The following is a 19,100-nucleotide window of genomic DNA, read 5'->3' as shown; positions in this document are numbered from 1 at the left end:
TCATTATTTTTTTGTAAATAAATCACATCAAAAATTGGAAAATCAATATTTTACATCAGACGAGTTAAATGTAAAGAACAGAGCTTTTCTTTGGGGCGACTCAGTGAAGGTTTCTTTTTTTGTAAGAAATGGTGGATTGATCATGGACGAAGAATGTTATTTCTTCCTGATGGCTTCCATGAGAAAGATGAGAATGAATATTCCTTTGACTTATACGCTGGAGTTTTTCCAGACCCTTTTTCAAAAAGAAATTATAGAAGGGAAAGAAGTTAAGAACGGAATTATCAATTTCCAGGTGTTCAGAAATAATGATGGCGTGACATTGGCAAAATCTTCTGTTTCTTATTTTTATGAAGTAACAGAAATGGCTGATGTGCTTGCAGTTAATCAAATACCTTTAGAATTGGATTTGACTAAAGAAATTAACGTTAATAACAATCTTCTGAGCAATATCAGGGTTCACTGTCCGGAAAATATCTACGGAGCGATCTATGCGCAGGAAAATGACCTTGACGACGTTATTCTTCTCAATCCAAACAAAAGAATTGCACGTACTACTGCCGGAAATCTTCTCTTTTTAGAAGGTGATGTTATCAAAGTACCCAAGCAGACTGAAGGAGCATACATTTCTCCTTTGATGGAAAATTTTGTTACTTTTTTACATAAGAATAATCTTGCGGATATCCAGGAACACGAAATTATTGCATTCGAATCTCAGAAAGCTGAAGAAATTTTAATGATTTCTGATGAGAAAGGCATATTTTCTGTAGGTAAGATAAGAAATAAGACTTTTGAAACGACCCGCTTCTCCGAATTGGTAGAAAGCTGGAAACAAAGTTTTAATCAATAGAAATTGACAAACCCGGTAAACAACAAAGTTCCAGAAGTCCTTTACCGGGTTTTATTCTGAGTAAATCAGAAATTGTTATTTTTATTTAATATTCGTTGATGATCTCAACAAATTTCTGTGCAATTTCTTTCTGCCCCTTTTCACTGGTAATATAATTCCTGTTATCAGAATTATTGATAAACCCAAGTTCTACCAATACAGCAGCTGCTTTGGTTTCTCTTAGCATGTGAAGATTACGTTCCTCAATTTTACGGGCATTGAATTTCTTGTAGATTTTTCCGGCCAATTCCTTTGAAACATCAGAATTCTGAACATATACTTCAAACCCGTTGTCAGATCTTTCTTTTTGAGGAGAACTGTTAACGTGGAGAGAAATGACCATTTCGGGGTTCAGCTTGTTGATCATATCTGTTCTTTCAGCAAGAGTAGGAGCGCTATCTGAATCTCTGGTTAAAATAACTTCATATTTATCCTGGCTTTCATTGATCTTCTGTATTTCCTTAGCAACACCCAATGAAATATTTTTTTCCAGAATTTCACCATGGGTAGCCCCAAAATCATTTCCGCCATGGCCGGCATCTATGACAATGTACTTTTTGTTGATAGGAGTAAATGATAAAAACGCTGTAGAAAATATTGATAAAGCAAGTAATGTAATACCTTTCATATCAGTGATTTTAGTTTGTCAAAGAACGGAAAAACTTTGTTTAAAATTGGTTAAAGGAATCTTAAAGTTTGTTAATTATCAGAATGATACGAAAAATAGGCCTTTAGTTCAATGAGATATCTTCAGGTGAATTGGCCCAGAGAAGAAATTCTCCTCCAAGATTCTGCATGATAGACTTCCAAAGCGTCTGATCATTGGGTAACGTATAATCAAGATTGTAAACATCCACTACCGTCCACATTTTCCTTTGAACCTCAGTGTCCAGCTGGTTCGAAGACCATCCGGAATACCCTGAAAATATTTTGATATGATTAATATCCAGTTCACTGCTTAAAACAGCGTTAATGATCCGTTCAATATCTTCTGTAAGGTAGTATTCATCAGTAATGTCTGTATAGATCTCTGTGATTCGTTTACCCTTTACGATGAAAAATACCTTGTCGTTTTCTACAGGACCTCCATCATAAACCTCAATTTTAAAGTCAAAAAAATCTTTGAACTTGCTACTCATCTGGCTGTTCTTTTTATTCAATATCAAACCAAATGCACCACTTTCATTATGTTCAATAACCAATACCACCGATCTTGAAAAAATATCGCCGGAAATGTCAGGTGTCGAGATTAATATTTTACCTTTGTATGAGTGATTCATACTCAAATTTAATAAAAAATATTTATGGAAAACCTGCACGACAAAAGAAAAGTGTACGATAAATCCCAACTTATTGAAAGTGAGATAAAACAAAATCCAATTGAGCAGTTTAGAGACTGGTTTTTGGAGGCAAGTGAGAGCCCGATGATCTCAGAAGCTAATGCTATGGCGGTTTCTACAGTAGAGGAAGATGGATGTCCGAGAACGAGAATGGTACTTCTTAAAGCATATACCCATGAAGGGTTTATTTTTTATACCAACTACAACAGTAGAAAGGGAAAAGCAATAGAAAATAATCATAAAGCATGTCTGCATTTTTTCTGGCCCAATCTTGAAAGGCAGATTATTATCAAAGCGGATCTTGAAAAGGTAGCAGAAAATCTGAGTGACGGTTATTTTCATTCAAGACCAAAAGGAAGCCAGCTGGGAGCTGTTGTCTCTCCGCAAAGCCAGGTGATTCCTAACAAGGAGTTTTTAGAGGAAAAATTGAAAGAATTAGAAAAGGAATATGAAAATACTGAGGTGCCAAGACCTGCCAATTGGGGTGGATATCTTGCCAGACCTTATGAAATTGAATTCTGGCAGGGAAGACCCAACCGTCTTCATGACAGGATTATTTATCAGCTTGAAGATCTCGACTGGAAAATTTCAAGACTGGCACCTTAATAGGAAAATCAGAGGTTAGAAGTTAGAAGTTAGAAGTTAGAAGTTAGAAGTTAGAAGTTAGAAGTTAGAAGTGGTGGTTTTTAATATGAGACAAACCACTTGAAAATATAAACTCTGTAATTCAATAGAAGTGGGCTTTAGCCCGCTTATTTTTATTATGTATAATGATAGAGGCTTTAGCCAAAACTTAATAATTCTTACGTCCTTAAAACTTCTTAATGGTTTAATTCTCTATCATCTTTAAAACAAAAAAAGACTGTTTCTAAGAAACAGCCCTTGAATTTTCGTAATCTGAATGATTATTTTTTCTTAGCACCTGAAACTGCATTTGATAAATCAGCTCCAGCTTTGAATTTAGCAACTTTTTTAGCAGCGATCTTGATCGGTTTTTTAGTTGCAGGGTTAATACCTTGTCTAGCTGCTCTCTCAGCTACTGAGAAAGTACCAAAACCTACCAAAGAAACTTTTCCATCTTTTTTCTTTAAAGTAGTTGTAACGTTACCGATGAAAGATTCTAAAGCAGCTTTTGCTGCAACTTTAGTGATACCTGCATCTTTTGCGATTGCGTCGATTAATTCAGACTTGTTCATAATTTTTAATATTAAAGTTAGTTCGTAATTATAGCAAATATAGTACTATTTTCTAATTGTGCAATTTTTTTATTAAAACTTGTAAAATTTTTTTGCTTTTCACTCAAATCAGTTAAAATATGATAATTCCACTTTTCACAGAAAATCTACGTTACAGGTTACTAAAATCATGCCAAATGCTTATGTTTATTGACTTTAGCAAAAAGTTAATATTATTTTTTGTATTTATTAAATCCTAAATTCTATATAAACAATTAATATTTTTGATCATATGATTATTAACTTTATAAGTAATTTTTATATTTCTTGTATTTTGTGAAATTAAACCACTGTGTTTGTGGGAGTTTTTATATGATAGGAAAGACCTGTTTTATTAATTTTTATTAATAAATTTGCATCATGCTAATAGAAGTTTTCAAGTCTAAGATTCATAGGGTGAGAGTAACAGCCTCTGACCTTAATTATATAGGGAGTATAACGATTGATGAAGATCTTATAGAAGCTGCCGGTCTGGTAGTGGGAGAAAGGGTCTATATCGTGAATGTAAATAACGGAGAACGTTTTGATACCTACGTGATCAAAGGGAAAAGAAAATCAGGAGAAGTTTGTCTGAACGGACCTGCAGCAAGAAAAGTACAGAAAGATGATATCATCATCATTATTGCTTATGCTCAGATGACCCCGGAGGAGGCAAAAGACTTCCAGCCGAAGATCGTTTTCCCGGATGAAAAAACAAACCTTCTTACGTAGGACATGGAGAAAACATCAAAAAGTCCGGTAAAATCAATACTTACAATCGTAATATCGCTTGCTTTTGCAGGCTTTTTTTTATGGCTTGCCCTAAGGGGACTGGATTTTAAAGTCATTCAAAAGTCACTGGCTAAAGCTAATTATATCTGGGTGTTGTTTGCCTCCGTATTTGGTCTTCTTGCTTACTGGTTCAGAGCCATCCGCTGGAATCTGATGCTGGAACCCATGGGACACAGAATTTCAAACTCCAATGCCCTTTGGTCTATATCATTTGGATATCTGATGAACCTTACGATTCCGAGAAGTGGTGAAGTGGCGAGAGCTACAGCTTTATATGGAGTGGAAAAAGTACCGGTAGACAAATCTTTTGGAACAATCATTTTGGAAAGAGTGGTGGATCTGGTTTGTATGATGGGATTTTTAGGATTGACCTTATTGTTTAAATATGATGCGATTCTGTCATTCTATAAAAACTCCGGAGTGAATATTAATCCTAATAAAATAGTATTGATCCTTTCCATTCTGATAGGAGGAACAGTTTTGTTTTTTGTGTTTAAAAAGAAACTTTCAGGAATTCCGTTTTTAGGAAAGGTCGTTAATTTTATTGATGGGATTTTTCAAGGATTAACTTCTATCTTTAAATTAAAAGAAAAGGGAAAATTCATCCTTTACACATTAGGAATCTGGATTTGCTATTATCTGGCAGCCTACCTTGTCTGCTTTGCTCTTCCTGAAACCTCAGGATTTACCTTTGCAGACGGCTTTTTCATTATTGTCGTGGGAACATTGGGAATGATTATCCCTGCCAGTGGAGGAATCGGAGCCTATAATCTTGCCATGAAGTACGGTTTTATGGCTCTTTTCATTTCAGTAGGAAAAAGCGCAGATTTTGGAGGGGAAATGGGGCTCACCTATTCCTTTATTTCTTTACCGCTGCAGATTGTGATTATGCTGGTAATGGGGTTGATCTCTATTCCTATGCTGGCAAAAGCAAGAAATGCTGCTGTTTCGGATCAAGAATTTGAAAATTAATTAAAAATACATTTATACAATACAAGGTTCAATTTTTTAATTGAACCTTTTTTTATGGTCATTTTGTGATGTAAATCGTTTTAATGAAGCTGTATAGATCATTTTTTTATCAATAAATTTGGTCAATTCGTAAATCACTTCTATCTTAATGCAAAAAATAATCATAATATAAAACACTATGGCAATTAATCTACAGAAAGGGCAAAAGATCGAGATAGGATTAACGAAAATGACGATTGGATTAGGCTGGGATCCGAATGAAGGAACCGGCTACGATTTTGACCTGGATGCTTCTGCAATCATGATTGATTCTGACAGAAAATTAGTAAGTGAAGAATACTTTGTTTTTTACAATAACCTGAATTCTCCGGACGGAGCGCTTACCCATACAGGAGATGATCCTAGCGGTAAAAACAGCGATGGTGACGATGATGAAGCGATCGTTATAGATCTTGATAAAGTAGATTCAAGAGTGGAAGAGATTCTTTTTGTGGTTACTATTGAAGATTTTGAAAGAAGAAGACAAAATTTCGGACAGGTTAGAAATTCCTACATCAGAGTAGTAGATAATCATTCCAACCAGGAAATTGCAAAATATGAACTGGATGAAGATTTCTCCATTGAAACAGGAGTAGAGTTCGGAAGGCTGTACAAAAGAAATGGAAGCTGGAAGTTTGAAGCTTCGGGAATAGGATACAGAGCAGACCTGGGCTTCTTTCTTGAGAAATACTACAAAGGACAAATCATCAAATAAATCATCAAATACACAAAAACTATAACTATGGCAATTAATTTACAGAAAGGACAAACGATAGATTTAAGAAAGAATGACCGCGGAGAAAGCGTTTATGATCTTTCAAAAGTAACCATCGGTTTAGGATGGGATGTCAGAAAACAAAGCAGTGGATTCTTTGGGAAACTGTTCAGTAAAGAAGCCGAATATGACCTTGATGCAGTAGCATTTCTTTTAGATGGCAACGGAAAAGTAGCTAATCTTGGAAGAACCGTTCAGACTAATGACGGAAGACAGATGGGACTTTATCAGGGAGATGTGGTTTTCTTCAATTCTATGCAGCACCCAAGCGGGAATGTTTGGCTTACGGGAGATAACAGAACCGGAGCCGGAGATGGAGATGATGAGCAGATTATTGTAAGGCTGGATCAGCTGGATCAAAGCTATCAGAAAATTGTATTCATTGTTACTATTTATCAGGGAAGAACCAATAACCAGCATTTCGGAATGATTGAAAATGCATTTATCCGTGCGGTGGATGCGTCAGGAAAAGAAATTACAAAATACAGCCTTTCCGGAGATTCAAGTATGAACGGAAAATGTGCCATGGTTTTTGCAGAGGCATACCGTCATAATGGTGACTGGAAATTCCGTGCTGTAGGTGAGCCGCATAATACAGATAACTTTATCGATATTCTGAGACAGCAGTACGCTTATTCCAACTAGATTTTCACTTTTTTTCAACTCAAATAAAAGCCGGCTTGGAAGTCTCCGACTCCCTCCGCCGGCTTCAGAATTAATATTTGTCTATAATGAGCAGGAGATTATTAGCTTATTTTTTATTGGATACTTCAGGTTCTATGAACGGAGAACCTATTCAGGCATTGAATAACGGTTTCAACGGCCTTATCAGCATGCTGCGTGCAGATCCGCAGGCGATGGACAGTTTATATGTAAGTGTTATTACTTTCGATAGAGAGGTTAAAAACATGATACCATTAACAGATCTGGCGAGTTTTTATCCTATGGAAATTACCTGTCCGGATAGTGGCCCAACCCATACGGGAGCCGCTTTGGAAATGGTTTCTGAACTGGTTCAGAAAGAACTCGTAAAAGAATCGGCCGATGCAAAAGGAGACTGGCAGCCGTTGCTTTTTATTTTTACGGATGGAAAACCTTCCGATATCCAGAAATACAGACAGATGATCCCTGTGATCAGAGGTTTGGAATTTGGAGCTATCGTAGGGTGTGCAGCTGGTCCGAAAGCAGATGAGCAGTTTCTGAAAGAACTGACGGATCATGTGGTAAAACTGGATACTACAGATGCCATTACGCTTTCTTCCTTTTTCAAATGGGTGAGTTCTTCCATTACACAGGGAGGACATTCTCAGAATACGGGAGAAAATATCACCTTACCTCCGCCACCATCGGAGCTTAATATTATTATTTAAAAAAATTGTCTTTACACCATGAGAAGACTGCCTATTTATTTTTTAGTAGATATCTCCGAATCTATGGTAGGAGAACCTATTGAGCAGGTACAGGAAGGTATCGCCAATATCATCAGGGAATTGAAAAAAGATCCCTATTCACTCGAAACGGTTTACATCTCTGTGATTGGCTTTGCAGGAGAAGCTGAAGTGATTACTCCAATGCAGGATATTATCAGCTTTTATCCCCCTAAGATTCCAATTGGAAGTGGAACGTCACTTTCGCAGGGCTTAATCAAAGTAATGGATTGTATCGACAGAGATATTGTGAAAACCACCTATGAGAGAAAAGGCGACTGGAAACCTATTGTTTTCCTGTTTACAGACGGAGTGCCTACCGATGATGCTACCAAAGCCATTGAACGATGGAATACTAAATACAATGGAAAATCCAATACGATTGCTGTATCTATAGGGGAAAATACCAATTATAAACTTCTTGGTTCTCTGGCAGACCATGTTTTGCTGTTCAATAATTCAGATGAAAATTCCTATAAAGAGTTTTTCAAGTGGGTAACGGACTCTATTAAAACCACCAGCCAGAGTGTTACAGAAGCAAAAAAAGAAGGCATTAATTTATCTAAAATTGATTCCCTTATTCTGGAAAAAGTAGATCCTGAAATGGAACAGAAATTTCCGGACAATAATTTTGTAGTACTGAACGGAAAATGCCAGGAAACTGAAAAGCTTTATCTGATGAAGTTTAAAAAAGCATTTGCGGAATCCAGCATACCGGGAATGGCTACACGGTATTACAGATTGGATGGCGCCTATAAAATTGATGAAAAAGCGTACTACAGACTTTCTTCAAACCAGAAAACCCACCTTAAAATTAATATAGAAGAACTGGATGGAGGAACTTCATGTCCTCACTGTGCCAATCCCATTGCACTGGCTACCTGCTCATGCGGAGGAATTCATTGTCTGAGAGGAGAAGGATACAGTAAATGTCCATGGTGTGGAACTTCGGATTATTACGGTTTTTCCGGAGGTGGATTTGATATTAACAGAACTTTGGGCTAATGATGGGTAAATTTTTCCGGAAATCAGCCGATGAATCTAAACCGAAGACTGTGGAACAAGCTATTATTTACAAAGAAAAAAAAGAATTCAAAGATGTTTATTGGGTATTGAAGAATGCCAGTGCTAAACAGTTTTATGAATTTCATCTTGACATGGACGATTTTCCGAACATCAAAATTCAGAATATCGGGAATCTCGAAGAAGCAGGACTTACTTTTGAAAACAATACCATTTCAGGAACTCCGGTAACCAATAATATGTACCATCTGGACATTCAGTTTTATCACATTCATGATCAAAGTCAGATTGAAACAAAAAAGATCCAGCTGTTTGTCAACGCAGATCCGAAAGATTTGTGGAAAAATATTCCCAGTGATAGAAATGCTGCTTTTTATAAATCTGAAGAAGACTCATTCAAAGGCTTATTTTCAGATAAAAAAATTGTTGTGGCTTCCAAAAGAGGACGCTCCCATGCTCATGAAGGGAAATTCCGGGAAGATGATTTTGCCGTAAATACTTTCCCCGCAGGCTGGAATATTGTTTCCGTTTCGGATGGAGCAGGTTCGGCAACAGCAGCAAGAGAAGGTTCAAGATTGGCTACAACAACAATCAATCAGTTTTTCCGTTCAGAGGAGATTTTAAATCAGATTGAAAATAATATCAATCGTCTATATGCTGCCCAATCCTCTAATGAAGAACACTCGGAAGCCAAACAAAATGTTATAAATATTTTATCCGAAGCTGTTTTATCTGTTTATCAGAGATTAGAAAAGGCAGCAGCAGAAAACTCTCTTTCTGTGAATGATCTGCATGCAACACTTATTTTTGCTTTGCTTAAAAAGTTCAGTTTCGGATATGTTATTCTAAGTTTTGGAGTAGGAGACTGCCCAATTAACCTCATCAATACCCACTTTTCTGAAGTTAAACTTTTAAACAGAATGGATGTGGGAGAGTTGGGTGGAGGTACCCGCTTTATCACCATGAAAGAAATTTTCAACAACACAATGGCTTCCCGCTTCAGGATTACCTGTGTTAAGGATTTTTCATACCTCGTGCTGATGACCGATGGTATTTATGATCCTAAATTTATCACAGAAAATAAACTGGAAGACACTGAAAGCTGGAAATCGCTTTTTGAAGACCTTGCCGGAAATAATGATGACCGGACGAAAGCTGATTTTATGAATGATGATAAAATTGACGAAGAACTTTTAATCTGGAGTGATTTCTGGAGCAGAGGAAATCACGATGACCGTACATTGGCAATAATCTATTGATACCCATGAAAAAGACCATTAAAGTTGTTTCTGTTCTGGACACAGCCAAATCCTATGAATATGTAGATGAAAACCCTATCAGGGGCGGAGTGAAAGATGTTTATTTTTCTCCCGATAAAGAATATGTGGTGGCTTTCTACCGAAGTCCTTTGGATGAAGGACAAAAAGAAAGGATCAGGAGAATCGTTTCTACTTATCTGCAGAGTATACAGAATGGAAATGCCCCAGAGTACTTTCTGAACGAAATATTCAGATGGCCTTACGATATTGTGGAAAGAGATAAACTCACAGGAATTGTGGTTCCTGTTTACCATCATAAATTTTATTTTGCCAAAGGATATATCGGTTCAGATAATATCCAGGGACAGGATAAAGTGGGAAAATGGTTTACAGCTCCCATGTTCAGAAATCAACAATATCCTTTAAGACTGGATCAGTCAGAACTCGGAGATTGGCTGAGTTATTTTCAGATTGCGGTGAACATCAGCCGGGGAGTGAAAAAACTGCATCAGATGGGGCTGGCGCATTCCGATTTATCTTACAATAATATTCTGGTGGATCCCGTTACAAAATCTGCCTGTATTATTGATATTGACGGGCTTGTTGTTCCAAAGCTGTTTCCGCCGGAAGTGATAGGAACAGCAGATTTTATTGCCCCTGAAGTGTTGAAAACAAAACATTTGAGTCTTCAGGATTCAAACAGACATCTGCCTGACCAAAAAACGGATCTGCATGCCCTTGCTGTCCTGATTTATATGTATCTGCTACGAAGACATCCGCTCCGGGGAGGGAAAATCTGGGATCTGGATTCCGAAAATGACGAAATATTATCCATGGGTGAAAAAGCAATGTTTGTAGAACACCCGGAAAACTCTTCCAACCAGGTGAAATCTGATCATCTTAGAAAATGGGATGCATTCTGGGGAGATCCTCAGCAGATTCCTTATACAGTTACGGGGCCTTATATTTCAGAATTGTTCCGCAAAACATTTATAGACGGATTACATGATCCCATCAGGCGGCCTACTGCCAACGAATGGGAAACCGCTTTATTGAAAACCGTAGATCTGATACAGCCTTGCCATAATTCCGGCTGTACTGAAAAATGGTATGTTTTTGATAATACCAGCAATCCGAAGTGTCCGTTCTGTGGAACTCCACATCAGGGTACTTTACCCATATTAGACTTATACTTCAAATTTGATGATGAGGTATGGAAACCGGAAAATCACAGGCTGATGGTTTATCATAATCAGTATTTATTCAAATGGCATGTTTCCAGGAAAGTGATAAGAAATGAAAACCTGACAATGCAGGATAAAATGCCTGTAGGGTATTTCACATTCCATCAGGGAAAATGGGTATTGGTAAATCAAGGCTTATCAGGAATGAAAGATGTCACTGAGCAGAAAGAAATTCCACCCGGTTCTATGGTTGAGCTGGCAGATGGTAAAAAAATACTGCTGTCTGCAGAAGAAGGCGGAAGGCTGATCTATGTAACGATGGCAAATCGGTAAAAACTAAACTATAATCAAGGCTTGCTTCAGGGAGTGTCATTCTGAATGGAATGAAATGAAGTGAAGAATCTCATATGCTATTTATGTATGAGATTCTTCCTTCGTCAGAATGACAAAAACCAAATTATTTCATCAAAGGAAACATTCAACGGCTTTTGCTAAAATTTTAAAAAAATTATTTACTGCCTTTCCGTTTCCATAAAATAAGAATACTCATCTTCCCCGGTAATCTTAAATCCAAGACTTGTGTAAAGATGCTGTGCCTTGTTGGTTTTTAAAACACTTAATGACACCGTTTTTCCTGCTAATGAAGCTTCCTCCAGAATATCTGACAAAATCTTTTTTCCAAGACCTTTACCTTGTTGGCTGGGATCAATCTGAAGTTGCAGAACCTCAATGTTGGTAAATGTTCGGTCTACTTTTAACAGTCCGATGGGTTGATTGTCTAAAAGAATAATATCTGCTTTTTCAAACTGGTACAGAACCCTTTGCAGGGTGGTTTCTCTGTCGGTAGAAAGTCCTGAAGTCTCATAATGAGGATTCATGGTTTTCATTCTCAGATCAAGAAGATAATCGATGTCGTTCTCAGTAGCTTTTCGGTAAATAAGGGAAGTACTCATATTTTTTAGAATTCCAGTTTTAGGCTATATCAGCATTAATAAGACTGTAAGATAAGAATTTTTGGATTTTTTTTTGCATCAATTCTGGATTTCATTTCTATAGATTTCCGAAAGAAAGAATAAGAATGGAGAACAGAATGACTATAAGGACTTTTTTCACTGGGATAAAATACTTTGGCAAGAAACTGTACTTCCTCTTCAATGATTTCAAAGAGCAGGCTATTATCCTGATTTTCCTTTTTGATTGTGTTGACGATTCTTTCCTCTTCTGCGGTCAGTTTGTGCTCATGCTCATGTATTTTCCGGTCAAGAATTTCCTTTGTGACCAAAATTACATAATCGTTGAAGAGCAGAAAATCTTCTGAGCAGATCCTGATACCCGACTGATAATTTTTCAGCATGCTCATGGGGAAGAACTCAGTATAATTTTCGTATTGATGCATATAGCCATAATATGCAGCAGCATTAGGAAACTCGTAAAGCCAGAAAATTCCTAAATATTGATATAATGTTTCAAAATATTCATTTCTTGCTTCCCAGGAATCAAGATGAAAGAGAGGCTCAATCTGACTTCTAAAGAACAACGTGATTTCCAGCATATCTTCAGGCCTAATATTGTTGATATCATTTTTGATAGTCTCCAGTATTCTGTCGAAGCTGATTTTATCATTATTCAGAGCCTTTTTTCTGTCGTTAATAAAACCTCTGAATGTTTGGGTATGATACAGTCTGTGCTGTAGATCCTCATAAAGATTGAAGTATCTTTTCCCATAAGTTGTAAAGGTTATTTAAAACTTATTTTCAGTCCCATCTCTTCCTTCATGTAGAGCAGAACCTCGGCATTTCCTCTGGCATCATCTACCGGGTTGTGGGTATGTTCGGTTTTACGCAGATGTTTCCATTGGGCAAAAGTATCTTTTTCCAGTCCGCAATAAAGATCAGAAAGTCTCCTCGAAGAAAAGCCAAAAGGATTCCGTCCGATAAAATGATGGAAATACCAGCAGATAAACATCCAGTCGAAACCATTATTATCACTGATGAATATTGGTCTGCCTTTAGAATGTATTTTAATCCAGTCTTCAAAGGCAAGCATTACCTTTTCCGGATCATCAAAATTCATTGTTTCTTCTCTGCTGAAACCGGAAACCGCTAAAGCATCAGGGTTAAATTTTTCAGAAACCGGCTTCAGTTTTCCATAAAAGGTGGTGTCCAGTTCCTCATTCACAAGTACTGCTCCGAAGCATACCATGGAAAAATCTCCTGGAATCGGGCCGTCTGACTCTATGTCGACCATGATGTAGCTCATTGGAAATAGTTTTTAGAAAACGAAGATATTGAAATTAGTTGAAGGATGGAGGATAGAAGATGGAAGATGGGAGAGGGAAGCTGGAAGTTATTTTCGGACTGTAAAGAACTTCTGTGTTTTTTAATTTTAACTTTTGTTTTAAAAATATTCCTATCAAAAACTTTATAAGTTTATCGTCTTTCAAAAACTTCCCTCTTCGAGCTCCCAGCTTCCAACTTACCTCACAAGCTCAAAAAAGCCCCTTTTCCCGATTTTTATTTTGGTTTGAGGGATCAGTTCCATTTCTTCATTAGAGTCTGTTATTTTACTGTTATTGATTTGAATTCCTCCATTCTCAATCAGTCTCCGGATTGCCGATTTGCTGAGGTCACTTTTAAGATGATGACAAAGTTCCACAAGAGATATTCTGTTTTTAATATTTCCCAAAGAACTTATAGAAACAGGCTCATACTTTTTCTCTTCAAAATTTTTATTCTGAAACTGATTGATAAAAAACTGTTCTGCATTTTCTGCTGAAGCAGCATCGTGGTATTGGGTAATGATGTTTTTAGCGATCTGTTTTTTGATATCCATGGGATTTTCCCCTTTTGCTATTCCGGAAAAAAGTGCTCTTTTTTCTTCCATGGAAAAATCGGTGGCCAGGTTGATGAATTCTTCAATCAATGCATCCGGAATAGACATGGTTTTTCCAAACATCTCGTTAGGTTCATCCGTAAGTCCGATAATATTGTTCAGAGATTTGCTCATCTTTTCCTTTCCGTCAAGACCTCTCAGCAATGGCATACACATCACAATCTGAGCTGGCATCTGGTGTACTTCCTGAAGCTGTCTTCCCATGGTACAGTTAAAAAGCTGGTCTGTGCCGCCCATTTCAATATCACATTCAATTTTTACAGAATCAAAACCCTGAAGAATTGGGTATACCAGTTCATGCATGGCGATGGGAGTATTTTCTGTAAACCTTTTATTAAAATCATTGCGGTGCATCAACTGAGCAACGGTAACTTTTGAAAGTAACTGGATTACCTCAGAAAAGTCCAGTGTGTCCAGCCAGTCAGAATTAAACACAATCTTTGTCTTCTGAACATCAATGACCTTGGAAAGTTGGTTGATATACGTCTGGGCATTGTGCTGTACATCTTCAGCACTTAAAGGTTTTCGTGCTTTGTTTTTTCCGGTAGGATCACCAATTCTGGCCGTAAAACTTCCTACCACAATGATGATCTGATGTCCCAGATCCTGAAACTGCTTCAGTTTTTTTAATACCACGGCATGTCCCAGATGCAGATCAGGAGCCGTAGGATCAAATCCTAACTTGATGGAAAGTTTTCTATTTTCCTTTTTGGCTTGGGCTAGTTTTTCTTCCAACCCATTTTCAGGCAGGATAATAGCCACATTTTCTTGTAATGAATGAATCATGTTGAATAGTTTTAAAATGAAAAAACCCGGACAGGGACTGTCCGGGTTCTATATATACGTTAGATTATTTTATTGGATTACAGATATAGAAAGTCTTCCCGAACGATAGCCCGGAGTGTAATATTCACTGAAGAATGGAAGACGTAATATACTGTTTAGATGTTTCATTGTTGGGTAAATATACATGAATTTCCTGAGGATCCAATATTTAAACCATTAAGACGCATTGCAGGGTTATAACAAGATTTGTTTTTAAATAAAAACTTAACCATCCATCAATCTTAATGGCTTAAAATAATGGTTCAAAACAATTTTACTTGCGATTTTTGAAGCTAATTTCATGCCATAAATCCTTTAAAAGCAAAATAGAAGATAAAGAGATAAAAACTGTATTTTATTATTTTTTTCGTTAGTTTATAAGAACCCAATAGAACAGGACTGATATCTTGTTTTTCCACAGATGTTTTCATTACGTAAAAATTAATAGTTAAATACAGGTTCGGAAAATAAATTTTTAACCTGACTTTTCCAGATTTCCAGATCTTCAGAAGAAGCTTTATCTGCTTTATCAAAAAATAAATGTCTGATGATTTCCAGTCCGGAGTACATGAAAATACCATGATCAGAAGTTAAAGTCAGAGCTTTATCCATGCCTGTTTTTTCATATTCTTCATGAGATTTCCCATGAGTATTGATAATAACGGTTTTTTTGCCTTTCAAAAGCCCTTTTTGGATGCCCTGATCATAGCGGTAAGCAAAACCATAGCTGAAAACGCGGTCTATATAGCCCTTCATGATTGCAGGAAGACCTGTCCACCAGATAGGATAGATAAAGGTAATCTGCTCTGCCCATGAAATGTGCTCCTGCTCAATTTTTATATCATCTGATACTTTTCCCAAACGCTGTTCCTGCATATCAGCCAAGGAAAGAACCGGATCAAAACCGACTGCATAAAGGTCTCTCACAATAACTTCCTGATTACGGGATTGGAGTGTTTCTACAACAGTGTTTAAAAGATGATGATTTAAACTGTTATTATTAGGGTGCGCGTAAATGATTAAATGTCTCATTACTTTGATTGTTTAGATTAATGAGACAAAAGTAGTCTGGTGTACAATTCGAAAATTGTAAGAAAACGAAATGACCTATTTCGATTTTGGATTACAGATCTCCTGCTGAAATTTTAAATACTGAGCGGGAGAAATATTGATAAAATGCTTGAAATCATGAATAAGCTGGCTTTGATCATAATAACCACACTCATCAATGATGACAAACCATTTGACCTGATTTTGTTTTTCGGTTTCCTCTTCAATGATTTTGATGGCTTTTAAAAAACGGTTATAGCGGTTAAGTTCTTTTAAAGAATACCCAAATTGCTCTTTCTGTTTTCGCTGGATGTTTCTTTCTGTTTGATGAGTCTGTTCAGCAATGACTTTAACAGGGTTTAGAAGATCATTCTCAAAACTGCTCAGAAGCTGGCTGGTAATATCCCGATCCTGCAGATAAGGTCTGCAAAATTCTAAGATATGATTCACTTGTTCTGTAGTAGAATGTAATGCTGTCAACTGATGCCACAGATCTGTAAAACAGTTTTCTTTCAACAGTTCATCCGGATGTTTTACCGATTGCATAATGGATATTTTCCCAAAAAATCTGAAGAATGCATCATCTTTAAAATTGGCGACAAGAATAGAACATCCTGCCGGAAGCGTATAGTCAAAAGCTTGTCTCACCGGACCGAATACCATACATTTATCAATACTTATGATGGTTTTTTCCCGTGTAGACATCGTGGCACTTTCTCCGAAACAAAATAACAGGATCGTCTGATAAGTTGGCAAAAGTGTTTTGGTTATTGATATTTCAGAAGTATTTTCGGCAAAATAAAAATGAGTAAATACATTTTCAAATTCCTGAGGAACTGAAATTCTATACTCACTATATTCCGGTTGTAATCCCATCAATCTTAACATTAAAAGATAAGTGTTTTTGCCATTTTATAATTCATCATCGCAATTCCTTTTACATACACCGTTTGCTCCAGAACAACCTGAAAACCATTTTTTTCAAAAAAGGGTCTGGCTGTTTTGCTCACATCAGCAGTAAGTTCTCTCTCATGATGCCGGAGGGCTTCTTTTTCAATCAAATTATAAAGCATTGAGGCAATTCCTTTATGCTGATAATCTTTGTGTACAAAAAGCAGGTCAATATAATTTCCCTGATCAAGAGTACAGAATCCTACTATTTTATTTTCGGTGAGAGCAATCAAAACATATTGATCTCTCATCACTTTCATCCACCTTTCCTTGTTCTCTGTACCGGATTTCCATGCTTTAAGCTGTTGAAGATCATAATCTTTTTTACATATCTCGTCTATAGTTGCGGTAAAAAGCTGCAGCATCTCCGGGAGATCATCATTCATCCCTTTTCTGACGGTCATGTTATGACTGTTGAATATATTGTTCTTCATAAAGTTTTTGCTGTTCTTTATTGAGAATCGGGTAGAAAAGATTCATCTGTAGAAGCGTATAGTGTTGTATTGCTTCTTTCTGATTGAGTTTTAATATAAGCCTGTTGTGGGTAAGCCAGTTGTCTGCAATGATGAAAATCTGTTCAACAAGACCCTCTATAATAAAATGAGGAACATCTTTCTGAAATATATTACTCTTCTGAAGATCTGAAAAGATCTGCTGAAATTCTTCTTTCCTGCTGAAATTAATCCCTTCATAGCTGGCTTTGATGTCGGGATTTTGATTCAGAATATCTATAAAATTGATGAAGATGAAACGATAAGAATAAAAAATTCTACAGGTAGAATAAGTGAACTGATAAAGATCATCCAGCGTTTTATCCTCTGTTTTTTTCATTTGGTTCAGCAGCTCATCCATTTTCAGAGTAAGCTCAGAGAAAAGGATTTTAATGAGGTCTTCCGAATGTCTGAAATGATAATGCAGATTTCCCGCACTGATATTGAGTTCAGCCGCAATATGCCTGGTGGTAATATTGTTGTACCCCTTGTCATTATATAATTCCAGTGCTTTAGACAGAATTTTATCCTTGGTCTTCATCATCCAAAGATAAGAATATCAGAACGGATATAAATCATATTTTTAAAATTAGAACAATTGTTCTAATTTGATATATTTGCAGGATTAAATCTTATCAAAATGGAAGGGAAGCAAAAGTTCAATTATGAATTGGCAGATCAAACTGAAAAAGAAAATACAACAGATCCGCAGGAAGTTATAGCAAAAATACTGCAGGTAATTCTTGGGATCATAATGGCAGTATTGCATATGTGATGAACAAAAGAATTTCATTTTGGTTCCTGATGGGATTGGCAGTTTGGGGACTCATTATTCTCCTGAGACGAAACAGAATTTTTATTCCTGTTATCAATGATCATTTTACAGATTGTATTACAGTTCCTATGTATTGTTATCTGATAGAATATATCATGAATTCTGTGCTGGGCTATCACTGGAAACCTGATCTGAAATTTGTATTGACTTCAGTGCTTTATCTGTCTTTTTTGTTTGAAGTGCTTTGCCCGAAACTATCCCCTCATTTTACAGGAGATTTTTGGGATGTGCTGGCTTATCTTGCAGGTGGAATGGTATATTACTTTCTTATTCTTCGGAGGGGTAATAAAAGAGCCAACAGTTCCACATCGTAAAAGGAGACTGCTGGCTGTGTTATAGTTTTTATCCTGGTTCTGTACTCGTTCCTGTTGTATTTTTATTTCCTTTTTCAACAGCAGATTTTCTTTCAGTTATGTATAGAAGACAATTATTGAATCCAGGATGTTACATAGGCAGGTAAATATTTTTTAAGTTCATAAATATTGAAGTTTTCTTTTGGTATTTTTGTGAAAGATTAAAACATACTCAGTTCAATGCATGACAAGCTTTTACAACATATTTATTCCGGCCATGATTTGAGTCAGGAAGAAACGGAAGCAGTCAAAAAATATTTTGAGCCTGTATCATCTTCAAAAAATACGATTATAGAAGAGGCGGGAAGAATACCTCAATATCTATATTATATTGTTTCAGGCTACCTCAGACTTTTTTATACCGATGAAAATGGTCATGAAGTAACCACCCATATCAATTGTCCGCCTGGATTTTTTACCTCTTATTCAGACTATATCAACAGTACAGTTTCTGAAAATAATTTAGAAGCGATCACCGATGCTCAACTTTTGAGAATTTCCCAAGAAAACCTGAATTATTTGATCAGCCAAAGCCAGGCGATGAAGGATTTTAGTATTTCAATTTTCCAACAGTCGATTGCTTATAACGAAAAACGTTCCAGAGAGTTATCTGTTTTAAATGCTGAACAGCGATACCTGAAACTCATGAATGATTATCCTGGCATCATTCAAAATGTTCCTATCCAATACATCGCATCGTTTTTAGGAATGAAGCCGGAAAGCCTGAGCAGAATCCGGAGGAAAATAATTAACTAACAAAAGTCAAGTGGTTCTGGAATCGGGAAGATG

The 19,100-nt window shown here is 36.6% G+C and carries 24 protein-coding genes; 13 read left to right on the top strand and 11 right to left on the bottom strand.

Going from position 1 to position 19,100, the window contains the following annotated elements; all coding sequences use genetic code 11:
• Positions 1-34: 34 nt before the first annotated feature.
• Positions 35-850 carry an aminotransferase class IV gene (locus ACWPWS_RS16615; RefSeq protein WP_454047268.1) on the top strand — a complete coding sequence of 272 codons (816 nt, stop codon included), beginning with the start codon at positions 35-37 and terminating at the stop codon, positions 848-850.
• A gap of 85 nt (positions 851-935) precedes the next feature.
• Here ACWPWS_RS16615 and ACWPWS_RS16610 read toward each other — a convergent pair whose 3' ends face one another.
• On the bottom strand, positions 936-1,517 hold the full coding sequence (locus ACWPWS_RS16610; protein WP_454047267.1) for an N-acetylmuramoyl-L-alanine amidase family protein: 582 nt from the start codon (positions 1,515-1,517) through the stop codon (positions 936-938).
• A gap of 103 nt (positions 1,518-1,620) precedes the next feature.
• Positions 1,621-2,169, bottom strand: coding sequence for a YqgE/AlgH family protein (locus ACWPWS_RS16605; protein WP_454047266.1), 549 nt, complete (start codon positions 2,167-2,169; stop codon positions 1,621-1,623).
• 24 nt (positions 2,170-2,193) lie between these two features.
• On the opposite strand from ACWPWS_RS16605, the gene pdxH reads away from it, so the two are divergent.
• Positions 2,194-2,835 (top strand): pyridoxamine 5'-phosphate oxidase, encoded by a 642-nt coding sequence (pdxH, locus tag ACWPWS_RS16600; protein WP_105681321.1) that lies wholly within the window; start codon positions 2,194-2,196, stop codon positions 2,833-2,835.
• Between the two features lie 299 nt (positions 2,836-3,134).
• Here the strand turns inward: pdxH and ACWPWS_RS16595 are convergent, their stop codons facing one another.
• The gene (locus ACWPWS_RS16595; RefSeq protein WP_002976900.1) at positions 3,135-3,425 is read right to left on the bottom strand and encodes an HU family DNA-binding protein; all 291 of its coding nucleotides are present in this window, start codon (positions 3,423-3,425) and stop codon (positions 3,135-3,137) included.
• 399 nt (positions 3,426-3,824) lie between these two features.
• Here ACWPWS_RS16595 and panD point away from each other — a divergent pair, with 399 nt between their 5' ends.
• The 8 genes from panD (at position 3,825) to ACWPWS_RS16555 (ending at position 11,247) form a co-directional block, all read left to right on the top strand.
• The gene (gene panD / locus ACWPWS_RS16590; protein WP_002976902.1) at positions 3,825-4,175 is read left to right on the top strand and encodes an aspartate 1-decarboxylase; all 351 of its coding nucleotides are present in this window, start codon (positions 3,825-3,827) and stop codon (positions 4,173-4,175) included.
• A 3-nt stretch (positions 4,176-4,178) separates the two neighbouring features.
• The gene (locus tag ACWPWS_RS16585) at positions 4,179-5,207 is read left to right on the top strand and encodes a lysylphosphatidylglycerol synthase transmembrane domain-containing protein (protein WP_454047265.1); all 1,029 of its coding nucleotides are present in this window, start codon (positions 4,179-4,181) and stop codon (positions 5,205-5,207) included.
• Between the two features lie 178 nt (positions 5,208-5,385).
• Positions 5,386-5,961: a TerD family protein gene (locus ACWPWS_RS16580; RefSeq protein WP_103232447.1), complete on the top strand. Its 576-nt coding sequence runs from the start codon at positions 5,386-5,388 to the stop codon at positions 5,959-5,961.
• Between the two features lie 27 nt (positions 5,962-5,988).
• Positions 5,989-6,666 carry a TerD family protein gene (locus ACWPWS_RS16575; RefSeq protein WP_034698935.1) on the top strand — a complete coding sequence of 226 codons (678 nt, stop codon included), beginning with the start codon at positions 5,989-5,991 and terminating at the stop codon, positions 6,664-6,666.
• A gap of 86 nt (positions 6,667-6,752) precedes the next feature.
• The gene (locus ACWPWS_RS16570; protein WP_454047264.1) at positions 6,753-7,391 is read left to right on the top strand and encodes a vWA domain-containing protein; all 639 of its coding nucleotides are present in this window, start codon (positions 6,753-6,755) and stop codon (positions 7,389-7,391) included.
• Positions 7,392-7,409: 18 nt separating this feature from the next.
• Positions 7,410-8,453, top strand: coding sequence for a TerY-C metal binding domain-containing protein (locus ACWPWS_RS16565; protein WP_309512738.1), 1,044 nt, complete (start codon positions 7,410-7,412; stop codon positions 8,451-8,453).
• Positions 8,453-9,730, top strand: coding sequence for a PP2C family serine/threonine-protein phosphatase (locus ACWPWS_RS16560; protein ID WP_454047263.1), 1,278 nt, complete (start codon positions 8,453-8,455; stop codon positions 9,728-9,730). Before ACWPWS_RS16565 ends, ACWPWS_RS16560 begins: the two co-directional genes overlap by 1 nt.
• Positions 9,731-9,735: 5 nt before the next feature.
• Complete coding sequence (locus ACWPWS_RS16555) at positions 9,736-11,247, top strand: protein kinase domain-containing protein (protein ID WP_454047262.1); 1,512 nt, start codon at positions 9,736-9,738, stop codon at positions 11,245-11,247.
• 179 nt (positions 11,248-11,426) lie between these two features.
• Here ACWPWS_RS16555 and ACWPWS_RS16550 read toward each other — a convergent pair whose 3' ends face one another.
• The 8 genes from ACWPWS_RS16550 to ACWPWS_RS16515 form a co-directional block, all read right to left on the bottom strand.
• Positions 11,427-11,867 carry a GNAT family N-acetyltransferase gene (locus ACWPWS_RS16550; RefSeq protein WP_454047261.1) on the bottom strand — a complete coding sequence of 147 codons (441 nt, stop codon included), beginning with the start codon at positions 11,865-11,867 and terminating at the stop codon, positions 11,427-11,429.
• Between the two features lie 35 nt (positions 11,868-11,902).
• The gene (locus tag ACWPWS_RS16545; protein WP_454047260.1) at positions 11,903-12,466 is read right to left on the bottom strand and encodes a hypothetical protein; all 564 of its coding nucleotides are present in this window, start codon (positions 12,464-12,466) and stop codon (positions 11,903-11,905) included.
• 185 nt (positions 12,467-12,651) lie between these two features.
• Complete coding sequence (locus tag ACWPWS_RS16540) at positions 12,652-13,173, bottom strand: 3'-5' exonuclease (protein ID WP_309512734.1); 522 nt, start codon at positions 13,171-13,173, stop codon at positions 12,652-12,654.
• Between the two features lie 216 nt (positions 13,174-13,389).
• Positions 13,390-14,592, bottom strand: coding sequence for a tyrosine--tRNA ligase (gene tyrS / locus ACWPWS_RS16535; protein WP_454047259.1), 1,203 nt, complete (start codon positions 14,590-14,592; stop codon positions 13,390-13,392).
• 480 nt (positions 14,593-15,072) lie between these two features.
• Complete coding sequence (locus ACWPWS_RS16530) at positions 15,073-15,663, bottom strand: NAD(P)H-dependent oxidoreductase (protein WP_454047258.1); 591 nt, start codon at positions 15,661-15,663, stop codon at positions 15,073-15,075.
• Positions 15,664-15,738: 75 nt separating this feature from the next.
• Complete coding sequence (locus tag ACWPWS_RS16525) at positions 15,739-16,569, bottom strand: helix-turn-helix domain-containing protein (protein ID WP_454047257.1); 831 nt, start codon at positions 16,567-16,569, stop codon at positions 15,739-15,741.
• Positions 16,569-17,066, bottom strand: a complete 498-nt coding sequence (locus tag ACWPWS_RS16520) for a GNAT family N-acetyltransferase (protein ID WP_454047256.1) — start codon at positions 17,064-17,066, stop codon at positions 16,569-16,571. Before ACWPWS_RS16520 ends, ACWPWS_RS16525 begins: the two co-directional genes overlap by 1 nt.
• Entirely contained in the window at positions 17,038-17,667 is a 630-nt protein-coding gene (locus ACWPWS_RS16515) for a TetR/AcrR family transcriptional regulator (protein ID WP_454047255.1), read from the bottom strand. The genes ACWPWS_RS16520 and ACWPWS_RS16515 overlap by 29 nt, the downstream gene beginning before the upstream one ends.
• Positions 17,668-17,763: 96 nt before the next feature.
• On the opposite strand from ACWPWS_RS16515, the gene ACWPWS_RS16510 reads away from it, so the two are divergent.
• The 3 genes from ACWPWS_RS16510 (at position 17,764) to ACWPWS_RS16500 (ending at position 19,067) form a co-directional block, all read left to right on the top strand.
• Positions 17,764-17,898 (top strand): hypothetical protein, encoded by a 135-nt coding sequence (locus tag ACWPWS_RS16510; RefSeq protein WP_454047254.1) that lies wholly within the window; start codon positions 17,764-17,766, stop codon positions 17,896-17,898.
• A complete protein-coding gene (locus ACWPWS_RS16505) occupies positions 17,898-18,272 on the top strand; it encodes a hypothetical protein (RefSeq protein WP_454047253.1) in 375 nt (124 codons plus the stop codon). Before ACWPWS_RS16510 ends, ACWPWS_RS16505 begins: the two co-directional genes overlap by 1 nt.
• 219 nt (positions 18,273-18,491) lie before the next feature.
• Positions 18,492-19,067, top strand: a complete 576-nt coding sequence (locus ACWPWS_RS16500; RefSeq protein WP_454047252.1) for a Crp/Fnr family transcriptional regulator — start codon at positions 18,492-18,494, stop codon at positions 19,065-19,067.
• Positions 19,068-19,100 lie beyond the last annotated feature (33 nt).

The sequence above is a fragment of the Chryseobacterium sp. Marseille-Q8038 genome (genome assembly GCF_965111995.1).
The sequence above is the reverse complement of the archived record's forward strand: the minus strand, read 5'-3'. Positions and strand labels throughout refer to the sequence as shown.

Bases quoted from the DNA above. Each gene is read 5' to 3' on its own strand.
- ACWPWS_RS16545 (WP_454047260.1), bottom strand. From the start codon at position 12,466: ATGCTGGAAATCACGTTGTTCTTTAGAAGTCAGATTGAGCCTCTCTTT.
- ACWPWS_RS16580 (WP_103232447.1), top strand. From the start codon at position 5,386: ATGGCAATTAATCTACAGAAAGGGCAAAAGATCGAGATAGGATTAACG.
- ACWPWS_RS16500 (WP_454047252.1), top strand. From the start codon at position 18,492: ATGCATGACAAGCTTTTACAACATATTTATTCCGGCCATGATTTGAGT.
- ACWPWS_RS16525 (WP_454047257.1), bottom strand. From the start codon at position 16,569: ATGTTAAGATTGATGGGATTACAACCGGAATATAGTGAGTATAGAATT.
- ACWPWS_RS16585 (WP_454047265.1), top strand. From the start codon at position 4,179: ATGGAGAAAACATCAAAAAGTCCGGTAAAATCAATACTTACAATCGTA.
- ACWPWS_RS16510 (WP_454047254.1), top strand. From the start codon at position 17,764: ATGGAAGGGAAGCAAAAGTTCAATTATGAATTGGCAGATCAAACTGAA.
- ACWPWS_RS16530 (WP_454047258.1), bottom strand. From the start codon at position 15,663: ATGAGACATTTAATCATTTACGCGCACCCTAATAATAACAGTTTAAAT.
- ACWPWS_RS16505 (WP_454047253.1), top strand. From the start codon at position 17,898: ATGAACAAAAGAATTTCATTTTGGTTCCTGATGGGATTGGCAGTTTGG.
- ACWPWS_RS16515 (WP_454047255.1), bottom strand. From the start codon at position 17,667: ATGATGAAGACCAAGGATAAAATTCTGTCTAAAGCACTGGAATTATAT.
- pdxH (WP_105681321.1), top strand. From the start codon at position 2,194: ATGGAAAACCTGCACGACAAAAGAAAAGTGTACGATAAATCCCAACTT.
- ACWPWS_RS16565 (WP_309512738.1), top strand. From the start codon at position 7,410: ATGAGAAGACTGCCTATTTATTTTTTAGTAGATATCTCCGAATCTATG.
- ACWPWS_RS16610 (WP_454047267.1), bottom strand. From the start codon at position 1,517: ATGAAAGGTATTACATTACTTGCTTTATCAATATTTTCTACAGCGTTT.
- ACWPWS_RS16595 (WP_002976900.1), bottom strand. From the start codon at position 3,425: ATGAACAAGTCTGAATTAATCGACGCAATCGCAAAAGATGCAGGTATC.
- ACWPWS_RS16520 (WP_454047256.1), bottom strand. From the start codon at position 17,066: ATGAAGAACAATATATTCAACAGTCATAACATGACCGTCAGAAAAGGG.
- tyrS (WP_454047259.1), bottom strand. From the start codon at position 14,592: ATGATTCATTCATTACAAGAAAATGTGGCTATTATCCTGCCTGAAAAT.
- ACWPWS_RS16575 (WP_034698935.1), top strand. From the start codon at position 5,989: ATGGCAATTAATTTACAGAAAGGACAAACGATAGATTTAAGAAAGAAT.
- ACWPWS_RS16550 (WP_454047261.1), bottom strand. From the start codon at position 11,867: ATGAGTACTTCCCTTATTTACCGAAAAGCTACTGAGAACGACATCGAT.
- ACWPWS_RS16560 (WP_454047263.1), top strand. From the start codon at position 8,453: ATGATGGGTAAATTTTTCCGGAAATCAGCCGATGAATCTAAACCGAAG.
- panD (WP_002976902.1), top strand. From the start codon at position 3,825: ATGCTAATAGAAGTTTTCAAGTCTAAGATTCATAGGGTGAGAGTAACA.
- ACWPWS_RS16570 (WP_454047264.1), top strand. From the start codon at position 6,753: ATGAGCAGGAGATTATTAGCTTATTTTTTATTGGATACTTCAGGTTCT.
- ACWPWS_RS16555 (WP_454047262.1), top strand. From the start codon at position 9,736: ATGAAAAAGACCATTAAAGTTGTTTCTGTTCTGGACACAGCCAAATCC.
- ACWPWS_RS16605 (WP_454047266.1), bottom strand. From the start codon at position 2,169: ATGAATCACTCATACAAAGGTAAAATATTAATCTCGACACCTGACATT.
- ACWPWS_RS16540 (WP_309512734.1), bottom strand. From the start codon at position 13,173: ATGAGCTACATCATGGTCGACATAGAGTCAGACGGCCCGATTCCAGGA.